Raw genomic sequence first — 17,216 nt, 5'->3', positions numbered from 1 at the left:
TTAACACAAGGGGTGCCTGACAATCAATTTATCGCTCTAATTTCAGGCATGAAACATACCTTCCCCTATCAACCGCGTGAACTTAGCTGGCTTTCGTTCAATCAGCGTGTTCTAAGTGAAGCGGCCGATCCCACCCTTCCCCTTTACGAGCGCATAAATTTTCTGGCTATTTTCTCATCGAACCTCGATGAATTCTTTCGGGTAAAAGTTGCCGGTCTACAAAATTTATTACTGTTAAAAGCCCGCCAGGTCGAAACGGTCGTAGACGGTGACCCGGCCGAATTATTGCAGCAGATTGCCGGGATTGCTCTGGCTCAGCAACAGGAATGTGGGCGAATTTTTTCGAACCAGATAGTACCCGAACTGGAGGCAAACGGAATCACACTTTACCAGGGTCAGGCTTTATTGGGCGAACACCAGCGCGAAGTTCGACATTACTTCCAGAGTCAGGTTCTTGCCTATCTCAAACCTGTTTACCTGACCAATCCTTCGCATCCTTTTCTGCCCAGCCGACAATTGTATTTTGCCATTCGGTTGCAGGATCGTCAGGCTCCTCAGGCAGGCTACACCTATGCCTATGTCAATATTCCCTCCGACAACTTGTCTCGTTACACGGTGCTGTCGCCCGTGAATGGTCAACAGTTTATCATTACACTCGATGAAATTATTCGACAAAATTTATCCCTGGCATTTAAAGGATACGATGTCATATCGTGCTACAGCATAAAACTCAACCGCGATGAAGATGCCTTGATCGATGATGAGTTTTCAGGCGATCTGATCGAGAAAATCAGACACCAGCTCGAACAGCGCAAAATTGGCCATCCCGTTCGATTCCTTTACGATAGCACGATGGATGCCGACATGCTGGGTATTTTGCGTACTACCTTCGGCCTGCAAACAGCAGAACTGGTAGAAGGAGGTCGTTACCATAACCTCTATGATCTATTCAAATTTCCCAACCCACTGGCCCCGCGCCTGAAAAATCCGTCGGTAAAACCGATGCAGGTTGCTCAACTTGAACTTGCCGAAACCCTTGTGGATGAAATTCATCAGCAGGATTTACTGCTGCATTATCCGTATCAAACGTTTGATTACGTCCTGCGTTTTTTCAACGAAGCGGCCGTCGATCCAAACGTTATCAGTATTCGGGTAACCTTATACAGGCTGGCGAACTCGTCTCTACTGGCAAATTCACTCATCAGTGCGGCCCGAAATGGCAAACGAGTGACCGTGTTTGTAGAGGTAAAAGCCCGGTTCGATGAAGCCAATAACCTGAACTGGGCAAGCCGGATGCAGGAAGCCGGGGTTACCATTATTTACAGTCTACCAGGCCTTAAAGTCCATGCCAAAATTGCCCTGATCACGCGCCGGGGAGCCGATGGAAGAAAACACACCTATAGCTATCTCTCGACCGGTAATTTCAATGAAAATACCGCAACAGTATACACCGATCACGGCCTCTTTACAGCCCATCGCGGCATCGGGCGCGAACTCCGTCAAGTCTTTACGTATCTTAAAAGCCGCAAGCAGCCTAAATCATTCCGTCACCTGCTGGTCGCCCAATTTGGCATGAAAGAGAACTGGCTATCGTTGATCGACCGCGAAATTGAGCACCATCGCGCAGGTAGACCGGCTTATATCTGCCTCAAAATGAACGGACTGGAAGAGAAAAAGACAATCGATAAACTTTACGAGGCCAGCCAGGCGGGTGTTCGTATCGACTTGCTCGTGCGCGGTATCTGTTGCCTGATTCCCGGTAAAGCCGGATTGAGTGAGACGATCCAGGTATTCAGACTAGTCGATAAGTACCTGGAACATGGGCGGGTGCTGCTGTTTACTAACGGGGGCGAAGAAGAAATCTACCTCTCGTCGGCCGACTGGATGAACCGCAATCTTAATCGTCGGATCGAGGTTGGTTTTCCCATCTATGACCCGGCATTACGCAATGAATTGAAGGCATTACTCCAACTGCAACTAAGCGATACGCTTAAACTTCGGAGCGTAGACGCCGATATGGTGAATCAGCCTTTGGCAACTGTTAACGCTACGCCGTTGCGTGCTCAGGAAGCTATTCCAGATTATCTTCGCTCAAAAGAAGCAGGGGACTCACCAGTCTAGTTTTCACTACTCACTCAGGCTAAACTATTTTTCGGTAAACACCTGTTCTTTGTTCATCTGTGAGTAAATTTTCGTTACGTTGATCTCTTTCATTCCAATTTCCTTCCTAAAACCGAAACCTTTACGAACAGTGATCAGACTATTTTTCTTTTTCACGCTACTTTCTCAAATAGCCTTCAGTCAATCGACTAATTCAATAGGAATGCGCCTGGTTCCGATTCAGGCAGGCGTCTTTCATATGGGTTCTGAACGCGATGGAGAAGATGCGGATGAACAACCGGTGCACCGAGTCAGTATTACAATGCCATTTCTGATGGCAGTTACTGAAGTTACGAATGCGCAGTATGAAGCGTTCGATCCGGCTCATAAAACCTTGAGAGGTAAAATGGGATTCTCGAAAGCCGATGACGAAGCCGTTGTATTTGTCACTTATGACGAAGCCCTGGCATTCTGCAGGTGGCTCACCCAGAAAGAGGGTAAACCTTATCGACTTCCCACTGAAGCGGAGTGGGAATATACCTGCCGCGCCGGTACCACCTCGGATTTTTCGACCGGTAGTAAACTTGCGACTGCTTACCACAAGAGCCAGAAAACTGACCGCGATCCGGTAGTTGTTTCGTTGCAGGTAGGGCAGAGTCCGACCAATGCGTTTGGTTTGCACGACATGCACGGTAACGTTGAAGAATGGTGTGCTGACTGGTATGGTCCCTACCGGGCTGGGGAGCAAATCAATCCGACAGGACGAATCAGTGGGCTGTATCGTGTAACGCGTGGAGGTAGTCATGGAACACCCGTCCGTTATCTGCGTTCGTCGAACCGACTGGGTATGCTCCCCAGCGACAAAAGCTGGCTGGTCGGTTTCCGGGTTGTGCAGGCCGAAGCCGTTACCTCTACTCCCCTTCCGGCAGAACCAGCAACAGCGGTTATGCAACAGGTGGCTCAGAAGCCGTTCGTCTGGAAAACTGTTTCCTCGACAAAGCCCATATTTATGGAGCCTATTCGCTACGTCAATAAACCCGTTTGTACAGCCGGTATTCCCTTTTTCTCCCATAACCACTGTCCGGCCATTACCTGGTGCCCGAATGGGGATATGCTAGCAGCCTGGTTTTCTACGAACGAAGAATCAGGCCGGGAGATGACCATTCTTGGGAGTCGGTTACGATCTGGTAAACAGGTTTGGGATGAGCCATCCGAGTTTTTTAAAGTCCCTGACCGCAATATGACCGGCACATCGCTTCTACACGATGGGAAGGGCACAATCTTTCACCTTAACGGAGTTGAAACTGACGGAGACTGGAAAAATCTGGCCATCACCTTCCGGGAAAGCCACGATAATGGGGCTTCCTGGTCAGCTCCCCGACTGGCCGATCCCGAACACACAAAACGAAATCAGGTTATTGCCGGACTACTTCAGACGCGGGAGGGCTGGCTTATCCAGGCGGGTGATGCCGACCCAGGGCCCACCGGTGGAACCGCCATTCACGTTAGTAAAGACCGTGGCCAAACCTGGATCAACCCCTATACCGACCCACAAAAGCCGGAGTATCAGAATGGAGCAACGGGCGGTTTGATTGCGGGTATTCATGCGGGTGTCGTCCAGTTGAAAGACGGTAGCCTATTAGCTCTTGGCCGCAAAGACGATCTGCCCGGTCCCGATTCGAGTGGCCCACGGATGCCGATGAGTGTATCGCACGATATGGGTAAAACATGGACGTACCAGGCTTCTGAATTTCCTCCGGTCTGGAGTGGTCAGCGGCTGGTTCTGTTTCGGCTCAATGAAGGGCCATTGCTGCTAATTTCCTTTACACATCATCCCGATGAAGCGAATGAAGGCAAGAACGGACTGCTTTTTACGGGTGAATCAGGCAAAACAATGAAAGGGTACGGCATGTATGCTGCCTTATCATACGATGAGGGTAAAACCTGGCCGGTGAAGAAACTGCTAACCGATGGAAACTACCGATTCCTGAATGGCGGAGCCTGGACAGGTGCTTTTGATATGGACGCCACCCACGCCGAACCTAAAGGCTACCTGGCGATTACGCAAACACCCGACAACCTGATTCATCTGGTCAGCAGTAGCCAGCACTATCGATTCAATCTGGCCTGGCTGAAACAGTTACCAGTGTATCCTTAAACGACCCGAAGCACATTCTACCATTCTCATAAGTAAGGCTTACCCGTTTCTGAAGCTGTCCTGATTCTTACGGAACATGACTGTTCATTCTATGCGCTGGTTCCGAAAAACCTGTGCTCATGAGCCTACAACGCACCATTGTCCTGCGGATCAGTATCTTTTGTCCCTAAATTGACAGGATCTGTCTCAAATCGAGAAGTTGATTTAGCAGTAAGTCCAATAATTTTATCCCCGAAAGAGAGCATCCTACATACTGATTAGCAACGCGTTGACTAATCAGTATGTAGGATGTCTTTTACGAAAAAGAAGTGCAAAGAATAACTGGTTGAGGTTTGGTTCTAACTCTTCGTCAATCCGCAACCAATACTCCAGTCAGAGTATTGCCACAGCTAGATCGCCACTAATTTATCGCATTACGCTATCCAACATAACATGCTAATACTCTTACTTCTATGGGCTCTACTTTACATACTATTGTTGGTGCTGGGCGAGGTCATTGTGCTTGTCCTGCAACGCCATTGGCCAGGAACGGTTTCCCCAACTGAAACGGTCCTGGTGGGTCTGATTGGTGTAATCAGTGTGTTGCAGTTCGTCTCAATTTTCTTCCCGACTAATTTCTGGTTTGTTGCAGGTCTAGCGTTGCTGGTTATTTTTATAAACTGGCAATTGGCGAATCGTCCGATACGTGGGGCTATGACCAATTTTCACAAACTTGTCCGACAGCCTGTATGTTGGATACTCGTCATAGTTGTACTATTCTATGCCATCGAACGTCCTGCCAATCCCGATAGTGGTACCTATCACCTGCCCACTATCCGGTATGTTGAGCGGTATGCGGCTATTCCAGGACTTGGCAATCTATTCAGTCGTCTGGCTTTTAATTCCAGCTTTTTTGTGATTGGAGCTGCTTTCGGCTTTACAGATCTGGCTAATCAAACGCTGTTCCCGCTCAACGGTTTCCTGCTTCTCCTCTTTGGGGGTTACAGTATCGGGCAACTTCAGCGGCTCAATCTGAGTCCCGTTTTGCGGAATCTTCAACTCAGCATAGTGTGTCTGACCTTATTTTTTTTGATCCGCCAGGTCAATGCACCTGGCACAGACGTATGGGCCACATTGTTAACACTTTTCGTATTTTTAGTATGGCTTGATGACACCAGAAACAGTAATCGATTCCGGGCGTTTTTGCTGGTAGCATTAGTATTCACATGCCTGACCGTGAAACTAGCTACGCTGCCAATCCTGCTACTCCTGCCGTTTGTGGCCTATGAGCACCGGCACTGGCTTAGGTGGAAACATGGAATCTGGGTAATGATACTAGCTTGTTTGCTTATTGGCCCCTGGCTGGCCCGGAACGTTATTCTGTCAGGCTATCTAATCTTCCCATTTACTGAACTTGATCTAGTTTCGGTCGATTGGAAATTGGCTAAAAACGCGGTTCGTTTTGAACAAGATTTCGTTACGTTTTGGGCACGCTTTCACCTTCCCGAAACCAAATTCGATCCAGAAAAACTCACCTGGCCGTTTGCCCGATGGGTATCTTGGTGGTGGACCCACTGGTGGTTCTGGTACAACTGGCCCAACCGGCCTACGTTCATTATGGCCGTAGTGTCGCCCCTGTTGATGGCCTCCCAATACATTTATGGCCACGAGCGTCTGCGGAGGTTGTTGCCAGCTTATATAGTAGCTCTGGCCGGATTTTTATTTTGGTTTTTGAAAGCTCCCGAATTCCGGTTTGGTTATGCCTTTATCTGGATAGCCGCTTTATTACCCATTCATAACCTACACCTACTCCAGCGACCGTTGCCTACACGAATTGCTACGGGATTAGTCGGACTAACGCTGATCGGTTTATTCGTTTTCGCTGCGGTTAGAAGGGGGAATCACAATCTCAATTCACTGGTCGATCTTCTACTCATACCTGCAAAGTTAAGCCACATTAATTCTGAAGCACAAACCACATACTACGACTTTCACAGAACCCGTAGTGGCCTGGCGGTAGTTGTTCCACGCGCGCCATGCGAGGCATGTTTAGACATTGAACAACCCTGCACACCATTCTTTTCAGATGATTTGCAACTGAGGGGAAAGACCATTGCGGAGGGCTTTAGATTAACTCACCCAACCATTGACACATTGGCACATAACTCTATCCAACTACCACCAAAATGATCCTGAGCATTGTTATTCCCGCCTATAACGAAGAACGTACCATTACAGAACTATTGCACAAGGTGGCCGCGTCTCCACTTCCGTTGTCCATCCAGAAAGAGATCATTGTAGTCGATGACTGTTCGACGGATCACACGGGTCTGCTTGTCAGGGCATTCCAGCAGGGCTACCCGGATGTAAGTACACACTATGTTTGTCAACCAACGAATCAGGGGAAAGGGGCGGCTCTGCGCACTGGCATTCAGCTAGCTACCGGCGACTGGCTCATCATTCAGGATGCCGATCTGGAGTATGACCCCAGCGAATATATATTATTGCTTCAGCCCCTGATAGACGGGAAAGCCGATGTTGTTTATGGCACCCGATTTATTGGCAACCACCCACACAGGGTGCTGTATTTCTGGCATTCTGTGGGCAATAAAATTCTGACGCTGGTGTCTAATATATTTACGGACCTGAACCTGACCGATATGGAAACATGCTACAAGGTATTCCGAACAGCATTGATCCAACGAATCGATCTTCGGGAAAAACGATTTGGCTTCGAACCGGAGATCACGGCAAAACTGGCCCGTGTTCCTGGTATTCGCATCTACGAAGTTGGTATCTCTTACTATGGCCGTACGTATTCTGATGGCAAAAAAATTGGCTGGCGAGACGGCTTCAGGGCTATGTATGCTATTTTAAAATACAATCTTTTTGTAGCGTAAAAGGCACAATAATGAGACGACCAGGCCAATAAATTTCACCGAAAAGTGACTATAAAACGGGGTTATAACAGGCTAAAATTCGGTACAAACAAAGCTAATCAGTTACACAATCCGTTCGGCCGATTTCCAGATCTGTTCGTCGTAGTTGATTCCTAATCCTGGTGTATTGGGTATTTGCATGACACCACCCTGCACTCGAATGGCGGGTTCATACCAGGTAGCTGGTTTGCTATTCAGTTCATAGACAAACTCCTGAAGGCCATATAGGTTGGGGCAAATGGCGGCTAAGTGCCAGAATGGAGCAATAAGCGGATCAGATTTAGGCGTATGTGGCGCTATAGTTTTACCGTAGGTTCGGGCAATTTCAGCGACCTGCAACCCTCGTAAAATACCGCCGTTATAATAGATATCAGCCTGTAATAAATCATAGACATCTGTTCGTGCCAATCGCTCAAATCGGTAGAGACTAGTGTCCTGCTCTCCACCCGCCAGCCGGAGTTTTGTGAGTGATTTATTTACACGTCGCAATCCTTCTTCATCTTCAAAATTGCAGGGCTCCTCAAAAATGGCAACTCCATTATCTTCCAGCATATGGCCAATCTCAATACCTTCTTCCGGTGTATATGAACCGTTTGCATCGGCATAGATTGTGATCTTACTCCCTAATTTCTTGCGGACTAAAGGAACGAAAAGTCGCGTTCGGCGGTCATCCTCCGGCGTATTTCTCATGCGTCCACCAACCTTGATTTTTACCCCTTTAGCGCCTGTAGCAGCCAGTTTCTGCGCCAGTCGCTCAACAACATCTGCGGTATCGGTGCCCCGATCAAAATCAGAAATATATACCTCATATTGATTCCGAAGGGGTTTTCCCAGTAACTGATAGACTGGTTTTTTGCTTAGGCGCCCCAACAGATCCCAAACGGCAATTTCGACAGAACCAATGCAGTTCCAGAGCGACATACCGGCATATTTGTAGTTCGAATTGAGACGGTAAGAATCGTCAATTAACTGCGGCAGATCGCGTGCATCTTTCCCCGTAAAGTGCTCAATGACAAGCCCTTTCAATAACGAGGTCAGATTCTGCATCCGTTCGTTGCATTGGGTAATGCCCTTTGTTCCGTCCTGCGCAGTTACCACCACCATCAATTGTCCCTGCGTCTTAAGCAATTCAACGGATCGAATGAGTACAGGATCAGCAATCGCTTTGTGCAGATCAGGCAATTTCCAGGCAGGCAATTCACTGCCAGCTGTTTGATTCTGGTTAAAAACGCTGGGATTAGCGAGCAGACTACTGCTTACAATCGTTTTCTGGAGAAATTGTCGGCGCTGCATTGGAATGGGTAAAGTCAGATAAACAAGCAAAGGCAACGATGAATCGATCATACTGGACAAAAGACATTACGTTTCCTTATTAGCTCTATATTAATCAAATAAGACTCAGCATGCGGTTTGGTGCCTGTTATAGTTTTGTCTAGCTAAGCAAACCTTACAGGATAAGCTCAAAACCCGTACGATAAGTGGTGAAATGATTTTGTATTATGTTTACATCCCATGAAGGTATTTACAAGGGTGTCTGCCGCTTCAATGCCCATTCGAGACCCTAAGGAATTGCCTGAGCAGTCTGACTCAGGTCTATTTTTTCAACGCTACACAACGACGCAACAGCCTTTTCTGGAAGGCTTGTTTGTAAGGCGCTATCGTAACAATCAGAATACAAAAATCAACTTACCCGCACATCAATAAGTGATGTTCAAAATGGAAATAAATTCACGATTCAGGATTGACGATTCACGTTTACGGTGGCTTTTGTTCTTTTCCCTGCTTGTACAAATCATTTTCTCTATTACTCAGGTTGGATTCCTTCATCCTGACCAGCATTTTCAATTAATCGAGTTTTCTTCCTGGCAACTGGGGGAACCTTCCGGTGCTACCAGTGTCTGGGAATTAAAGAGCCATATACGGCCAACCGTACAAGTTTATCTGTTTTCGGGATTTATTATCGCCTGTCGGTTTTTCCATATATATGATGCCTTCGTACAACTGGCAATCCTGCGCCTTATTTTTGGACTGCTGGGTTTTGTCGTATTTAACGCGATTGGCATTTATTATTTTAAGTCCAATAAAAAACTACTATACCTGGTCCTGTTACTTATCAATTTATCCTGGTCACTTCCCTATATCCGTACATTATTTAGTTCTGAAATGGCATCGTCAATTGTATTCTTCGGTGCCATTCTATTGTATGAACTAAAAAAAGAAAAGTTTCTATATGTATTATTAACAGGTTTCCTGTTTAGCCTGGCTTTTTATTTCCGTTTTCAAATAGCATTTGGTATTGTTGGCTTTGGTATATGGTTTCTGTTTATCGACAGAAAATATGTAAATCTGTTGCCTATGGCGATTGGTTTTTCCGCAGGAGTAGCCATTAATATTTTTTTAGATTATCATTTTTATCACCAGTTGGTTTTTACCCCCTTCGATTATTACCGGGTAAATATTATAGACGGTAAAGCAGCTGAATTTGGCACCTCCAGTTTTTTGTGGTATATCTTATTGCTGGCTCTGGTTATTGGCACGCCACCGCTTAGTATTTTTCTTTTTTATTACAGCCTGAAAGGCGCTGGGCAACAATATCGTCAGCCGCTGGTTTTTGCCGTCGCGTTTTTTATTATAGGCCATTGCTTGGTAGCACACAAGGAAGAACGATTTATGTTCCCGATAGTCAATGTGTTACCGGTTATAGCAGGCTGGGGTTTAGAGTCATTTATTACTTATTATCAACGTGCCCGAACAGGGATTCGCAATTTCCTAAAAGGAATTTCATATTTCAGTATTGCACTTAATACACTGGTACTAATTTTATTTTTAATCTTAAATCCGTATTATCAAGCAATAGAATTTACCAGAAAGTTGACAAATACATTTAAGGATTCAGAACCCACTATTTATTGTTTTTCGCGTACGCCATTTGAAACGGAAAGCGGTCTCCCATTAACTTTTTACCGAAAAAATGCGCCGAACATTAAGCTTATCAAATTTAACAATGCTGATTCTGCCCGGTATTTAAAAAATGCCTGGATGGTAACTACATTTAATGATGCAAAAGAAAAGCTGTCACTTTTCGACAGCCTGGGTTTTAAACCGACTCTTTATTCATCTGCAATCCTGTGGAATACGAACGAATATTTACAGTCAAAAAAAATAGGAACAATTAATGAAATATGGGTACTTTATAAAAAAGAATAAGCCAGATCTTTGGCCAAAAGCCGTAACACAGTTATTAAGAGCATCATTAATAATCATCGGCTGCGGTGGCACGGCTTTTAGCCAAAGATCTATAAATAACGACTAGCATACACTATTGGCTTACGGGATCATTGACAAAATAATCACGAATCAACCTCGTATATGCCTCATCGCTGTTTTTTGTTTTGGCATCGATGTAAAATTGGGCATCCTCACCCACTACATAACGCAGTTGTTGTTTTCCATCAGTAGTCGCTTCGTAAATGGTCGCGGCAACCATTTCTGGACTTGCTTTTGGAAGATGTTGGGTCGTTTGCGCGTACCGACCAAAAAACGAAGCCAGCAGAGGATTGTAAACAGGAATCTTATTGTTGATCATAGTCAGCCCATTTCGAAAATTAGTGACGACTCCACCCGGCTCAATGATTTTGACTGTTATCCCCAAAGGAAGCACTTCGTGCGATAAGGCTTCGGAAAAGCCTTCTACGGCAAATTTCGAACTGTTATATAAACTACCAAATGGTAACGCAACGACACCACCAAATGAAGAAATATTGATGATCGTTCCGCTACCCTGAGCCCGCATATAAGGAAGCACAGCCTGAGTAACCTGCATCATTCCGAATACATTTACGGCATACTGCTGCCGAATCTGTTCTTCTGTAGCAGACTCAAAAACACCCATCACGCCATAGCCTGCATTGTTGATGAGTGCGTCAATTGTACCGAACGTATCTGTACCGGCTTTAACCGCTTTTCGAATGGATTCGGTATCCTTAACATCCAGATAATCAACTATCACATTATCCAATTGAGTCAATTCCGTTTCCTTTTCGGGAGCGCGCATGGTTGCGATTACGCTCCATCCGTTTTCGTGAAAAAGTTTAGCGGTTTGTTTGCCAAAACCGGAAGATGTTCCGGTAATTAACACTGTCTTTGCCATTGTTTTACACTTTATTTGTTCAGTGCAAAGGTCAGGCGATAAACAGCATTGGGCTTATACATTTCAACGGATGACTTATACAAAAACAGGCAGTTGCTTATCTCTTCTGATTGCTGAATCCCAGGATGGATTTGACATTGCGACAAACGATTACCTTTAAGATAAGTCACAGCCCGGGTGCGTCCGAATAGCACTGGGCAGCATCCCGAAGTATTTTTTAAAGGCTACCGTAAAATGAGCCGGGTTTTTATAGCCTACCCAGTACGCTATTTCGCTGATCGTTTTTTCACCCTCCAGCAAAAAGCGTCGGGCATCCTCCATCCGCCGTTGGGTAATGTAGCCAAGGATCGTCGTTCCTAGTTGTTCTTTGAATCCTCGCTTCAGGTTAAATTCATTCAGGCCAACGAGTTTAGCCAATTCAATAATCGTGGGCGTATTCGGGTAACAGCTATCCAGCACTTCGCGAGCTTCGTGTATTTTATGGATATCCGCTTTTTTAGAGAGAAGACCAATGGGTTGAGTACTCTGCATTTGCTCCAGTTGAAGCATGAGTAGTTCAGTTATCCTGGACTCCAGAAATAACCGTTTCAGCGAGCCCGTCCGCTGGCTGGCACGCATATCCCGAATGATCCAGTCCATAGCTGACGTAATTGGCAGGTTTTTAGCCGATACATAAGCAGCTTTCTTCTGGTTAATCCTGGTTACCAGGTGCTGATGTAAGTCACTATCAGGCGGTATTAGGCGAAAATAATTTTCTTTGGGAATCACAACTACGCTATAATCCAGTTGTTCAGGAGATGCATAGTAGTCATAAATACTTTCCGACGGAGGAATATAGGCAATATTATGCTGACCAGTTGAGAAGGCCTGGCTCATTGTCTTCCCGCCCGTTAACGCCTTGCTTTCACCCCGCAGCGCAAAATCCAGTTGAATAATATCCCCTTCTACTTCCTTCACCAACTGGATCGATTGCGTGAGCTGGATCTTACAGTGGGCCATAAAGAAATTACCCGTTGTGAGCTGCGTATCGGTAATGCAGCCTATCTGCTCATGCTGAATCCTGACGTGCTTCTCCTTAAAGAGCTCAGTTTGCCCATCATTACCCGTCAATTCTTCCTGACGTAACGGTGTGTCAACGCCCTTAGATTTTATAGTTATTTCCAAAATAGCCCGATTTCGATAGGAATGCTCCCGGTTACGATACCTACCCTACTCATTCAAGCCACAAATTTGCACTAAATTAGAATTAATCTAAATAAAATGAGACATATTTATTCCATTTTCGTTCTGTGTTTAAGTCTGGGAATGCTCACTGTGGTTGAGAGCCTTGCTCAAACGCATGGATCAATTCGTGGTAGTGTAAAAACCAGTGATGGTAATCCAGCTTCCTTCGTTAATGTTAGTCTGAAGGAAATTCGCAAAGGAACGATTACAGCTGAAGACGGCAGCTACCAGTTGAAAGGAATTAGTGCTGGCACCTACACGATGCAGATCACATTCGTGGGCCTGCAAACCCAGGAGAAGACCGTTTCTGTAAAGGCCGGTCAGACCATACAAACGGATTTCTCCCTGATTGAGAGCGCAGCCCAATTGAGCGAAGTTGAAGTCACCGGAAATAACCGAACTGTTACCCTGGGTAAAGCTGCGATTGCCCCATTAGACCTTCCGCAGATGAGCGGTGTGGTCAGTAGTGTGGTTATTGCAAACCAGCAGGCGGCCCGCCTGGGCGATGTCCTGAAAAACGTGAGCGGGGTATCTTTAACTCAGCAGCGGGGCGGTGTGGCCGAAACGTTTTCGGCACGGGGCTATAGCATTGGCATTGCCGGTGCAGGAGGAAGCATTTTTAAAAATGGGGTCATTTCCAATACGATGGGTTTCCCCGAAGCCAGTACTCTGGAATCGGTAGAAGTGTTGAAAGGTAGTTCTGCCTTGCTGTATGGCAATGTTTCAGGTGGTCTGATAATCAACATGGTTACTAAGAAACCAAAATTTGAGCACGGGGGCGAAGTGTCGATGCGAGTGGGTAGTTATGGCCTTTACAAACCCATCGTTGATGTATACGGTCCACTGGCAAAAAACCTGGCCTTTCGGGTGGTCGGCACGTATGAGACCGCCAAAAGTTACCGGGATGACGTGAAAACGAACCGGGTATATGCCAATCCATCCCTGCTCTACAAACTAGGCCAGAAAACCACCATTCTGCTTCAGGGCGATTACCTGAAATCAGATTTGACACCCGATAACGGTATCGGTTCGCTGAACCTCAATCAGGATGCCATCATTCCCGACGTGCCCCGTTCGCGGTTCATCAATACCCCCTGGGCTTATAACAATGTCGATCAGACATCCGGCTCACTGAACATTGATCATGCGTTTTCTAACAACTGGAAATTGACAGCCATTGCTTCGGCTCAGGGAACGAATGTTAGTGCCTATGGGGCAGGTGTACCCAACAATAATGTATCGGCTACCGGCGACTGGACCCGCACGCTCAGCCGAACTATGACCAGCGAAAACAATGCCACCGGGCAGGTTAACCTCAACGGTCGGTTCAATACCGGCGCTATTGGTCACCAACTGCTGGTCGGTAGTGATTTGGTTAGTATTGTGAGCGAGAGCAATTCGTACACGGTTAATTATGGGACGGGCAAAACATCTTACGATAAAATCAACATTCTGAATCCGAGTCTGTACGAAGCCCGCACCGACATTCCCGATGCTACCGCAACTAGCCGGACCACATCGCCCTCAACGCGGCTGGGTTTCTATGCACAGGATTTAATCAGCCTGACCGATAAATTTAAAATTCTGGCTGGTATTCGTTGGTCGCAGCAAAGAACAGTGCAGACTACTATCCTTAATCTGTTGTCCCAGGTTGAAACGCGGGGCACGGCCGAAACCAAAACCGATGCGGCCTTTTCGCCTAAAGTGGCTCTGATGTATCAGCCCACCAAAACCACCTCGTTTTTTGGTAGCTACTCAAACAACTTCACCATCAACTCGGGGGTCGATATTTATGGGCAACTCTTAAAGCCTTCTATTGTCGACCAGTTTGAAGCGGGGGTGAAAAACGAATTGTTTAATGGTCGATTTACGGCCAACCTCGGCTTTTATCACATTGTAAACAGTAATTTTGCCCAGATGGCCCCGCTCAAAGCAGATGGAACCGCTAATGCTGACGCAAACGTGAAGGAGTTTACGGGTCAAACCACCAGCGACGGCCTGGAAATAGATCTGACGGGTAATCTGTCGAAGAATTTCTATTTCATTACCGGATACGGCTATAATTACATGCGGTATACCAAAGCATCACTCGTAAAAGGATCACCCATCGAAGGCGAACGGTTAACCAACAACCCGGCACACACAGCAAATGCTACTATTTTCTACACGTTTGATTTACCACAATTGCGTGGTTTAAAACTGGGTGCGTCGGCTTTTTATACAGGAGCCCGTTATGGCGGCAACAACAATACGTATGGGCAAACCCCGGAATTTAGCCGTCTGATTCCGCTGACCGGCTTCACAACGTTCGACCTGTCGGCAGGCTATACGTACCAGAAAATTTCATTACTGGCCAAAGTGTCGAACATTACCAATACGTTAAATTACCTGATTCACGACCGCTATAGCATTATGCCGATTCCCCCCGGCAGTTTACAGCAACACTGTCCTATCGGTTTAAATAAATCAGTACGGGTCAATTTTAACCTATAAGGTCTTTGGAGACCTTATAGGTTTTTAAATTTAGTAGCCACTAATAAGCCTTATTTAGACTGAATCTTATTAATTTGCACCCCGTTTCGTTTTTCGCCTAGTGCCTAAACACGTTGTATCAGCATTTCAACTCTAGTATATCAGTATGAAAAAAATAATTATCGCCATTCTGGCAGGCATTGCCTTCTCAGCCCAGGCCCAGAAAAACGTTCTGCTGGAACAGTCGTTCTGGCAGGGCAAGCCTGATGTGGCCCAGGTTAAGGCGGAAGTCGAGAAAGGAAACAGCCCGTCGCAATTCAATTCAACTAGTTTTGACCCCGTCGTGATGGCGATCAACGCCCAGGCTCCCAACGAGACGATCAAGTATCTGTTGTCGCAGCCCGGTAATGACGTGAACAAGATTACGCATGATAGCCGCATTTATCTGCACTGGGCCGCCAACCGGGGCAATGTCGACATTATGGAATACCTGATCGCGAAAGGGTCAAAAGCCAACGTAGAAGACAGCCACGGCATGACCGTCCTGAATTTTGCGGCTGGTAGTGGCCAACCGAACACGCAGGTCTATGAATTGTGCCTCCAGAACGGAGCTGATCTAAAAAAGGATCTGAATCACGACGGAGCCAATGCCTTGCTGATTGCGATTGCCAATGACAAGGATCTTAAGCTGACCGATTATTTTGTCTCGAAAGGCCTTGATTTGAAAAGTACCGATGCTGCCGGTAACAACGCGTTTAGTTATGCAGCCAGGGGTGGCAATATCAATATCCTGAAAGCGCTGCTGCAACGAGGAGTTCCTGTCAATGACAATGCCATAATTATGGCCAGCCAGGGTGGACGTCAGGGTGCGAATTCCATCGAAGTGTTTCAGTACCTGGAAAGTCTTAACATCAAACCGACCGCAACCAATAAAGCCGGTGAAAACGTCCTGCACGCACTTGTTCGCAGACCCAAGCAGAATGAAATTATCCAGTATTTTCTGGCGAAAGGCGTCGATGTCAATCAGGCGGATGAAGAAGGTAACACGGCCTTTCTGAACGCTGCCGCAGCCAACCGGGACATTACCGTGCTGGAAATGCTGCAACCGAACGTAAAAAACATCAACCAGACTAACCAGAAGGGTGCAACGGCACTGGCTTTGGCGGTTCGGGGCAATTCACCCGAAGTAGTAGGCTATCTGTTAACTAAAGGAGCCGACGTTAAAGTAACGGATAAAAACGGCGACAATCTGGCCGCTTATCTGGTACAGTCCTATGCTGGTAGCGGACCACGTGCCGATGAATTCGATGCGAAGCTGAAACTGATTCAGGAAAAAGGGCTCGATATGAAGGCTGCCCAGAAGAATGGCAATACGTTGTACCATCTGGCGGTTGCCAAAAACGACCTTTCGCTGGTGAAACGGCTGGAGCCTCTCCAGATCGATGTAAACAGCAAAAACAAGGAAGGTATTACGGCTCTGCATAAGGCGGCTATGGTATCGAAAGATGACGCCATGCTTAAATATCTGCTGTCCATTGGCGCAAAAAAAGACATTCCGACCAACTTTAAAGAAACCGCTTTCGATCTGGCCAGCGAGAATGAATCATTGGCTAAAAACAACGTGTCTGTTAACTTTCTAAAATAAGTGTATGTCTTGTTTGCATAAAATCGGCCTGCTGGTCCTGACCCTGATGGTTGCTGGTTCATCGGCTTCGTTTGCTCAACAGTCGGGTACTACCCAGTACAAGTGTATGATCCAGATGACCAATTACATGGGCGAAAAAGCGTATATCGCCGTTTCGCTCATGAATGGAAAAGGTGTCTACGAGAAAACACTGTATGTACTCGGCTCCGATAAAAAGTGGTATCCTGACGTTAAGGAATGGTATAAGGCCGTGGGCAAAAAAACGACTAATATCAGCGCGATTTCCGGAGCATCGGTGGCTGGCGGAGATCGCAGCGTCATCGTGTTGGAAATCGACAATTCGAAGCTCAATAAAGATTACAAACTGCGGTTCGAAAGTGCCGTGGAGGATAAGGAAGATCACGCGAAAGATCTCGAAATTCCGCTCACGACAGAAGGACTTTCCGCCAAGAGTGAAGGTACAGGTTATATTCGCTACGTACGCTTCAGCCCCAACTCCGGCAACTGAGTTGTGCCAACCACGTTGCCCTAATTAACCGCGGCCGGATT

The 17,216-nt window shown here is 46.5% G+C and carries 12 protein-coding genes; 9 read left to right on the top strand and 3 right to left on the bottom strand.

The annotated features are described in order from the left end of the window. The first annotated feature begins 48 nt into the window (after positions 1 to 48). From ppk1 to G8759_RS15725, 4 genes are all read left to right on the top strand, one after another. Positions 49 to 2,121 carry a polyphosphate kinase 1 gene (gene ppk1, locus G8759_RS15740; protein ID WP_167209545.1) on the top strand — a complete coding sequence of 691 codons (2,073 nt, stop codon included), beginning with the start codon at positions 49 to 51 and terminating at the stop codon, positions 2,119 to 2,121. A 130-nt stretch (positions 2,122 to 2,251) separates the two neighbouring features. Further along, the gene (locus G8759_RS15735) at positions 2,252 to 4,258 is read left to right on the top strand and encodes an SUMF1/EgtB/PvdO family nonheme iron enzyme (RefSeq protein ID WP_232074271.1); all 2,007 of its coding nucleotides are present in this window, start codon (positions 2,252 to 2,254) and stop codon (positions 4,256 to 4,258) included. A gap of 432 nt (positions 4,259 to 4,690) precedes the next feature. After that, positions 4,691 to 6,427, top strand: a complete 1,737-nt coding sequence (locus tag G8759_RS15730; protein WP_167209543.1) for an LIC_10190 family membrane protein — start codon at positions 4,691 to 4,693, stop codon at positions 6,425 to 6,427. Further along, the gene (locus tag G8759_RS15725) at positions 6,424 to 7,137 is read left to right on the top strand and encodes a glycosyltransferase family 2 protein (RefSeq protein ID WP_167209541.1); all 714 of its coding nucleotides are present in this window, start codon (positions 6,424 to 6,426) and stop codon (positions 7,135 to 7,137) included. The genes G8759_RS15730 and G8759_RS15725 overlap by 4 nt, the downstream gene beginning before the upstream one ends. 102 nt (positions 7,138 to 7,239) lie before the next feature. On the opposite strand, the gene G8759_RS15720 is transcribed toward G8759_RS15725, so the two are convergent. Beyond that, entirely contained in the window at positions 7,240 to 8,520 is a 1,281-nt protein-coding gene (locus G8759_RS15720; protein ID WP_232074270.1) for a mandelate racemase/muconate lactonizing enzyme family protein, read from the bottom strand. A gap of 168 nt (positions 8,521 to 8,688) precedes the next feature. On the opposite strand from G8759_RS15720, the gene G8759_RS15715 reads away from it, so the two are divergent. Both G8759_RS15715 and G8759_RS15710 read left to right on the top strand, forming a co-directional pair. Then, positions 8,689 to 8,880 carry a hypothetical protein gene (locus tag G8759_RS15715; protein WP_167209539.1) on the top strand — a complete coding sequence of 64 codons (192 nt, stop codon included), beginning with the start codon at positions 8,689 to 8,691 and terminating at the stop codon, positions 8,878 to 8,880. Between the two features lie 12 nt (positions 8,881 to 8,892). After that, the gene (locus tag G8759_RS15710) at positions 8,893 to 10,383 is read left to right on the top strand and encodes a glycosyltransferase family protein (RefSeq protein ID WP_167209537.1); all 1,491 of its coding nucleotides are present in this window, start codon (positions 8,893 to 8,895) and stop codon (positions 10,381 to 10,383) included. 112 nt (positions 10,384 to 10,495) lie between these two features. On the opposite strand, the gene G8759_RS15705 is transcribed toward G8759_RS15710, so the two are convergent. Together G8759_RS15705 and G8759_RS15700 are read right to left on the bottom strand one after the other, a co-directional pair. Further along, positions 10,496 to 11,326 carry an SDR family oxidoreductase gene (locus G8759_RS15705; protein ID WP_167209535.1) on the bottom strand — a complete coding sequence of 277 codons (831 nt, stop codon included), beginning with the start codon at positions 11,324 to 11,326 and terminating at the stop codon, positions 10,496 to 10,498. A 156-nt stretch (positions 11,327 to 11,482) separates the two neighbouring features. Further along, a complete protein-coding gene (locus tag G8759_RS15700) occupies positions 11,483 to 12,490 on the bottom strand; it encodes an AraC family transcriptional regulator (RefSeq protein WP_167209533.1) in 1,008 nt (335 codons plus the stop codon). A gap of 96 nt (positions 12,491 to 12,586) precedes the next feature. Between G8759_RS15700 and G8759_RS15695 the strand changes: the two genes are divergently transcribed. The 3 genes from G8759_RS15695 (at position 12,587) to G8759_RS15685 (ending at position 17,175) form a co-directional block, all read left to right on the top strand. Beyond that, positions 12,587 to 15,043: a TonB-dependent receptor gene (locus G8759_RS15695; protein ID WP_232074269.1), complete on the top strand. Its 2,457-nt coding sequence runs from the start codon at positions 12,587 to 12,589 to the stop codon at positions 15,041 to 15,043. 145 nt (positions 15,044 to 15,188) lie between these two features. After that, the gene (locus G8759_RS15690) at positions 15,189 to 16,667 is read left to right on the top strand and encodes an ankyrin repeat domain-containing protein (protein ID WP_167209531.1); all 1,479 of its coding nucleotides are present in this window, start codon (positions 15,189 to 15,191) and stop codon (positions 16,665 to 16,667) included. Positions 16,668 to 16,671: 4 nt separating this feature from the next. Beyond that, the gene (locus tag G8759_RS15685; protein ID WP_167209529.1) at positions 16,672 to 17,175 is read left to right on the top strand and encodes a DUF2271 domain-containing protein; all 504 of its coding nucleotides are present in this window, start codon (positions 16,672 to 16,674) and stop codon (positions 17,173 to 17,175) included. The last annotated feature ends 41 nt before the right edge of the window (positions 17,176 to 17,216 follow it).

The sequence above is a fragment of the Spirosoma aureum genome (assembly GCF_011604685.1).
GTDB classification, from domain to species: Bacteria; Bacteroidota; Bacteroidia; order Cytophagales; family Spirosomataceae; genus Spirosoma; species Spirosoma aureum.
This window is presented reverse-complemented; position numbering and strand designations above follow the sequence as displayed.